This is a genomic window from Paenibacillus xylanivorans, assembly GCF_001280595.1.
GTDB lineage: Bacteria > Bacillota > Bacilli > Paenibacillales > Paenibacillaceae > Paenibacillus > Paenibacillus xylanivorans.
Window position 1 is genome coordinate 173,051 of record NZ_LITU01000059.1, and the last position, 5,351, is coordinate 178,401.

At 41.4% G+C, this 5,351-nt stretch carries 5 protein-coding genes and 4 pseudogenes; all 9 read right to left on the minus strand.

Going from position 1 to position 5,351, the window contains the following annotated elements:
- Nucleotides 1-983: pseudogene (locus AMS66_RS13780) on the minus strand (RHS repeat protein); the annotation flags it as partial.
- Nucleotides 984-1,271: 288 nt separating this feature from the next.
- Nucleotides 1,272-1,868, minus strand: coding sequence for a CbrC family protein (locus tag AMS66_RS13785; protein ID WP_053781341.1), 597 nt, complete (start codon nt 1,866-1,868; stop codon nt 1,272-1,274).
- 18 nt (nt 1,869-1,886) lie between these two features.
- Nucleotides 1,887-2,393 (minus strand): HNH endonuclease, encoded by a 507-nt coding sequence (locus AMS66_RS13790; RefSeq protein ID WP_330219319.1) that lies wholly within the window; start codon nt 2,391-2,393, stop codon nt 1,887-1,889.
- A gap of 15 nt (nt 2,394-2,408) precedes the next feature.
- Nucleotides 2,409-2,609 (minus strand): annotated as a pseudogene (locus tag AMS66_RS34550) (RHS repeat-associated core domain-containing protein); the annotation flags it as partial.
- Between the two features lie 234 nt (nt 2,610-2,843).
- Nucleotides 2,844-3,338 (minus strand): hypothetical protein, encoded by a 495-nt coding sequence (locus AMS66_RS13795; protein WP_053781343.1) that lies wholly within the window; start codon nt 3,336-3,338, stop codon nt 2,844-2,846.
- Nucleotides 3,339-3,350: 12 nt separating this feature from the next.
- Nucleotides 3,351-3,824 carry a hypothetical protein gene (locus tag AMS66_RS13800; RefSeq protein WP_236703382.1) on the minus strand — a complete coding sequence of 158 codons (474 nt, stop codon included), beginning with the start codon at nt 3,822-3,824 and terminating at the stop codon, nt 3,351-3,353.
- Between the two features lie 48 nt (nt 3,825-3,872).
- Nucleotides 3,873-4,067: pseudogene (locus AMS66_RS34695) on the minus strand (RHS repeat-associated core domain-containing protein); the annotation flags it as partial.
- 343 nt (nt 4,068-4,410) lie between these two features.
- Nucleotides 4,411-4,887 (minus strand): hypothetical protein, encoded by a 477-nt coding sequence (locus AMS66_RS13805; RefSeq protein WP_053781345.1) that lies wholly within the window; start codon nt 4,885-4,887, stop codon nt 4,411-4,413.
- A gap of 4 nt (nt 4,888-4,891) precedes the next feature.
- Nucleotides 4,892-5,351, minus strand: a pseudogene (locus tag AMS66_RS13810) (hypothetical protein); the annotation flags it as partial.

A 5,351-nucleotide genomic window follows, 5' to 3' on the forward strand; every position in this document is an offset into this window, starting at 1 on the left:
ACACGTTGCTCTCTTGCAGACAATGTGTTCCCGAATGCATCATACGTGTATGCGTTCAGAATCTGGCCCTGTGATCCGGTCAGATGGGTCACATCACCGTGGATATTATTTACATAATAAGCCACATCGCCCTGATCATCCAGTTGTGTTAGCCATTCATGACCACGTATATAAGATGACTGCACCCGCTCCGTTTCATCCAGTTCATTGACGACATGCCAGCGGTCATGCACGAAGTGGCGTACAGTTCCATTCGTATCAATCCTGCTTCGCAAACCTTCGTGGTCGAAGCCATGCTGCACCACACCGCCATCTGCTTGCTCGACTCGAATCGTCCGATTAAACGCATCATAGGCATAGTTTATCACCTGCTCCCCTTGATGCTCTCGGATCAGGTTTCCTTGCGCATCATAAGTGTAGCGAATGTTTTTCCCGTTTGCTCGCTCAGCGGATACACCTTGCTCCTCTTTCTGCAATGCTTCCTCAACTAGGCTGAGCAGGCGGTTCCGGGTATCATAGGTATAGCTTGTCCGTTGTCCGTTCCAGTCACGAGAGACTCGGTTTCCTGCGGCGTCATAAGCGAGTTGCTCCGTGCCGTATTCGGCATACCTGGCTTCCACCAGTCGATCCAGTGCATCATAGCGGTATTCCGCGCGATCTTCCGTTCCATAACAGCCGATCGTGTTCCCGCTCCGGTCATACGCATATCGGTTGTCGAGCAATACTGTTCCATCCGCTGCACGGGTGTGGAGCCGCGATACTTGTCCTTCTGGCGTATACTCATACGCCGTCTGCACACCGTTGCCGTACAGCATGGACGCGATTCGGTTGCCTGCTGCATAGGTGTACTGAGCTAGATCTTTCTCACCTTGCCGGATGGCAACAACCCGCCCCACCGGATCATGCGCGTATTCGACGCGCGTTCCGCCAGCATCCGTGAGTGCCACCGTTTGGCCTTCTGCATCATACTCGTAGCGCAGCACCTGACGCGGAGTGGTGTCCTTGGTCAGATTACCAATTCGGCTCTGATATTTTACCGGGCTTATACCAGTCGATTAAGCACATATAGCAATATGCAACGCGGATGTAGATAAATTCCCCATCTAAGAGAATAATAATAAAATAGCCTTGGTATAAAACCAAGGCAAAATAATATTTATGGAAGCATTTAATCTCGCCACGATAAGTAATGTGTATCATAAATAAAACGTTCATCTTTACGATTGTGTACGGAGAAATTTAAGCGTAAGATTATAGCCCGACATGTAAACTCAAGTATTATCCAAATGCAATCTGTACTTCCCTTCCCTTGATAAGGATTCAAACAAATACAGCCCTACATCATCGGAAATTGAATCTGTATTAAAACCATAATTCTCACTGATTTCATCTAACGCTTCCCTAAACAACAATGAGTCATCTTTTATTTCTTCTATTGTTAAGTACTTCACAAAGGCAAGAGGGAAATTGTTTTCTGTTAACCAGTAGGGCTCTTGCCAAGATACATATCCAGGAGTTCTAAATAATAATTCTTCAATTGCGGGTTCTGCTAATGAGGAAATTTCATCATAACCATGAAAATATAAAAACTTATTTGTAGTATCATCGTACGAAACCGACAGAGATGACCCTCTATATTCCACCCCTCCTTGAAATACTCCATTAAATTCTTTTGAAGCCAGTCCATTGTGGATACAAACCGGACAGATTCCATTCAAATCTTCAATACTATAAAATGGACCATAGTACATATAATCGCTAATATTTTTGCAAACAGAACAATGTTTCTTTTCATGGTTGACTTCGAAAATACCATTTGTGTATGCATAGGGTTGAAACCTAAAAAATGGTGTTTGTTCTATATTCATGTCTTACTCTCCTAATCGTTATTTTCGTTTGAACCCGTAAAACCCATGGTAATTAACTTCTAATATTTCTGCATGTGTACGGGGAGCAATGATTAATAAGTTGTCTAAATCAAAAACGGCTCCTCCCTTACTAATAGGAGTTTTGTGGTGAATATTATACACCATTTGAGGCCAAGCGGTTCCGGTCTGCTGAGTTTTATCCGCAAAAGGAGCATTCCCGCCCTTCATTCTGGATAAGTTTGCCTTATGGTATGAAGAGAATTCTTGAGCATACTTGGAACTAGATACTGCTTTCCAGAAAGATTTTTGGAAATCACTAAAGTTTTTGTATGTCTTTCCTTGAAGTTGAACAGCGATATCACTTGGAATTCTGCCGACATTACCATGAGATCCAATAAGAATCTTCTGATAATCTTTTGAATTGTATCCACCAGTAACTGTCCCTGTAGAATTCGAATTCCTACGTTGTGTAGCAGTTAGAGGTTTGGATAACGCTCCCCAAACATCACCCTTCACCTCACACATATACCCACTCGGGTCTACGTATCGGATCGGGTTGTTAGCGACATACGCATACAAGTTCAGACCGTCCCCGCGGTACGTATCTTCCTGCGTGAACCTCGCTATGAGTGGGTTATAAAACCGGGCGCGCAGATAGTAATGTCCCGTCAGCGCGTCCTGCATTTCTGCCGCATAACGGAACGGATTCACACGTTGCTCTTTTGCTGATAGCATGTTGCCGAAGGCATCGTATGTTTATGTATTCGGGTTCTATCTCTTTTGTCCTGTTCGTTGCGGTGAATCTACTTTCCCCACACATTTTAAAGCAATAATGAGAGCTTAGGAAGTAAGTGTAATTCTGCTCCTTAAGCTCTCATTATTGCTTTTATTTAGTTATTCGAAGATTATCAATTAATTCGATAAAGAAGAACTATTTCTCCAGTTCTATTATCCAAATTAGATTGACTCCTTGATTTACTCAAATGTGGGTACCCCAGAATACATTATTTTAGGCATTTCAGTTAATTGATTGAAATATAGATAAATTTCCTGCTGATCACCGCGTATTTTTGAATCCGGCAAATTACTGAAAACAGTGATATGGTAATAACCATTGTCAAGACGAATGACTTGCTCACCTGGTAATTCGCTAGTCCATTCCATTAAATCATACAAGTCTCTAATACATAATTCATGATTGCGTACTTCTAATCCCAATCTCAAAACAAAGTCAGACTCATCTAGAATTTTTTCATCGGGATACCCTGTCCTAATCCGTAAATTATAATCTCCCGGTGATCCTGTTGAAAACCCTACAATAGTTCCTCGATTGACATGGTCTGCTACTTGTTGAGCAGACATATAATTTTGCGTTAAATAATCCTCTTCTTCATTAATATGTGCTACTGAAAAGGGCGAATATACAATAATACCAAGCCCATCAATTTGGATATTTATATCTTTATACATCTGATTGATCCCTCATTCTTTTTTGTGGTTATTTTTTTCATATTCTGCTCCCCATTCTAACAATTTTGTATATGCCTCACCAGGAGTAAGTTTATCACCAACGATTAATTTACTGTCAGGAGTCCGTAACGCCCCTAATATTCCTTCTAACTCTGAATCGTTATAGGCCGCCTCATACTTTTTCAAAAGTACATCGTCAGTTAAAGTGGGATTCCCTCCCCTTAATTTTATCCCTGCTTTTTTAGTAGAAGCATGAAGCCTGATATGCGCTTGACCAGCATTTTCTGGAGAACCAGCAGGGTAGAACCTTGGAGTGGTTTTTTGATCAAAGTGTTCCAAATCAAGTCTATTTCTCACATTTACTCTTTCAATCAAGTGTGCTCCATCCCCATTTACTGCAAGTGTCCAACTTTTTGCTGGTAGTGGTCCATCATAATCTGCATCACCCATACGAGGTTTTCTATCAATGGCATCGCCCTTATTCACACAAGAAGCGGAGCCCGCACTTCCCGCTTTTGCATACCCACTTGGATCTATGTATAGGATCGGGTTGTTAGCGACATATGCATACAGGTTCAGACCGTCTCCACGGTACGTGTCTTCCTGCGTGAATCGCGCGATCAGCGGGTTATAAAACCGGGCGCGCAGATAGTAATGTCCCGTCAGGACGTCCTGCATTTCTCCCGCATAACGGAACGGATTCACACGCTGTTCTCTTGTGGACAGCGTGTTTCCGAAGGTGTCTTAGGATCTGGCATATCGGGCTTCCAACAGTCGATTGTATTTCCGATTTAGTCATACGCATATCTATTATCGAGTAGCACCGTACCATCTGCTGCGCTGGTTTAACGCGAAACCTCCGACTTGTATTCTTCCACCGTGCGAAAGTAAAAAAAAGAGCCCTGATTGAAATTCAATCAAAGACTCAAACCTTCAATAGAGCGGAGTGGAAGTCAAAACTGAATACATAAAACTTTGGCAGAGATGCGCATACATCATATCTGTCATACAAGTGTTTATACAGAAAAACTTGATGGGCACTCCTACAAGCAACAAAAATTTATGGGTACGTTTAAATTAATTTTAATCTGACTAAAAAGTGATACCACTCGTCATACTCAAACCCAGGAACTAACTCCTCATATCCCTTCCCCAAAATATAATGTATTAAAAAATCATCGAACTGAATAATTTTTTTTGAATCGTTTATTGAAACCTCGTCCATTAAAATTGAGATTTCTCCTGTTAACTTACTTATAACTACAGGTTCGTACAGAAGTTGTCCAATTTCAAGCCAGTTATCGCTCTCGCCGATCCATTGATCTAACCGATATTGTTGCCTCTCCAATTCCTCATAGGCCCACAAATCTATGCTCCCAAATCGTGCACCATTACTTATTTTTAAAAATTCGTAGAATTGTACTAAATTTGCATCAATATCCCCGTAAGTGTCAATGCCTTTTTGCATATCCCCGTATATGATGCTACTGTCGTCATGTTCAAGTTCGTGTCTAATTACTTGGAGTAAGGAATTTAACCTACTATTCATATTTTCAATCCCCCCACTCAATTATTATCCTTATTTTTGTTCCAACTGGTAATTTTCTGATCTGCGGTCTAATTTGTTGGGTACCAATATGCCAATTAGTATGAGTATCTAAAAATTTCAAATTAGAAGGTACGTCAGGACCGCTTAACTGAAGTTCCCAAACATGATCGGGCTGCATTAGTTTTGTAACTCTATTTATGAGCTTATCAGCAAAGACTTTGTTACTATTCCCATATTGTGCCCAAATCCTTTTTATCATATCTTGCCGATATTGAGTAGTAACAGACCTATCTCTGGATACAGGGTTTTGAGCTTTCACTAGCAGTCCTTGTTCACCTAGTAATTTTAATGCTTCCGCCTTTCTCTCAAACTCACGTTTAGGGAATTCATTCTTGTACTTTAAAGTAATCCATGTTTCTGTTTCAGAAGATCCCTTCCAAACATCACCCTTCACCTCACACATA

Bases quoted from the DNA above. Each gene is read 5' to 3' on its own strand.
- AMS66_RS13785 (WP_053781341.1), bottom strand. From the start codon at position 1,868: ATGAATATAGAACAAACACCATTTTTTAGGTTTCAACCCTATGCATAC.
- AMS66_RS13790 (WP_330219319.1), bottom strand. From the start codon at position 2,393: ATGTGTGAGGTGAAGGGTGATGTTTGGGGAGCGTTATCCAAACCTCTA.
- AMS66_RS13795 (WP_053781343.1), bottom strand. From the start codon at position 3,338: ATGTATAAAGATATAAATATCCAAATTGATGGGCTTGGTATTATTGTA.
- AMS66_RS13805 (WP_053781345.1), bottom strand. From the start codon at position 4,887: ATGAATAGTAGGTTAAATTCCTTACTCCAAGTAATTAGACACGAACTT.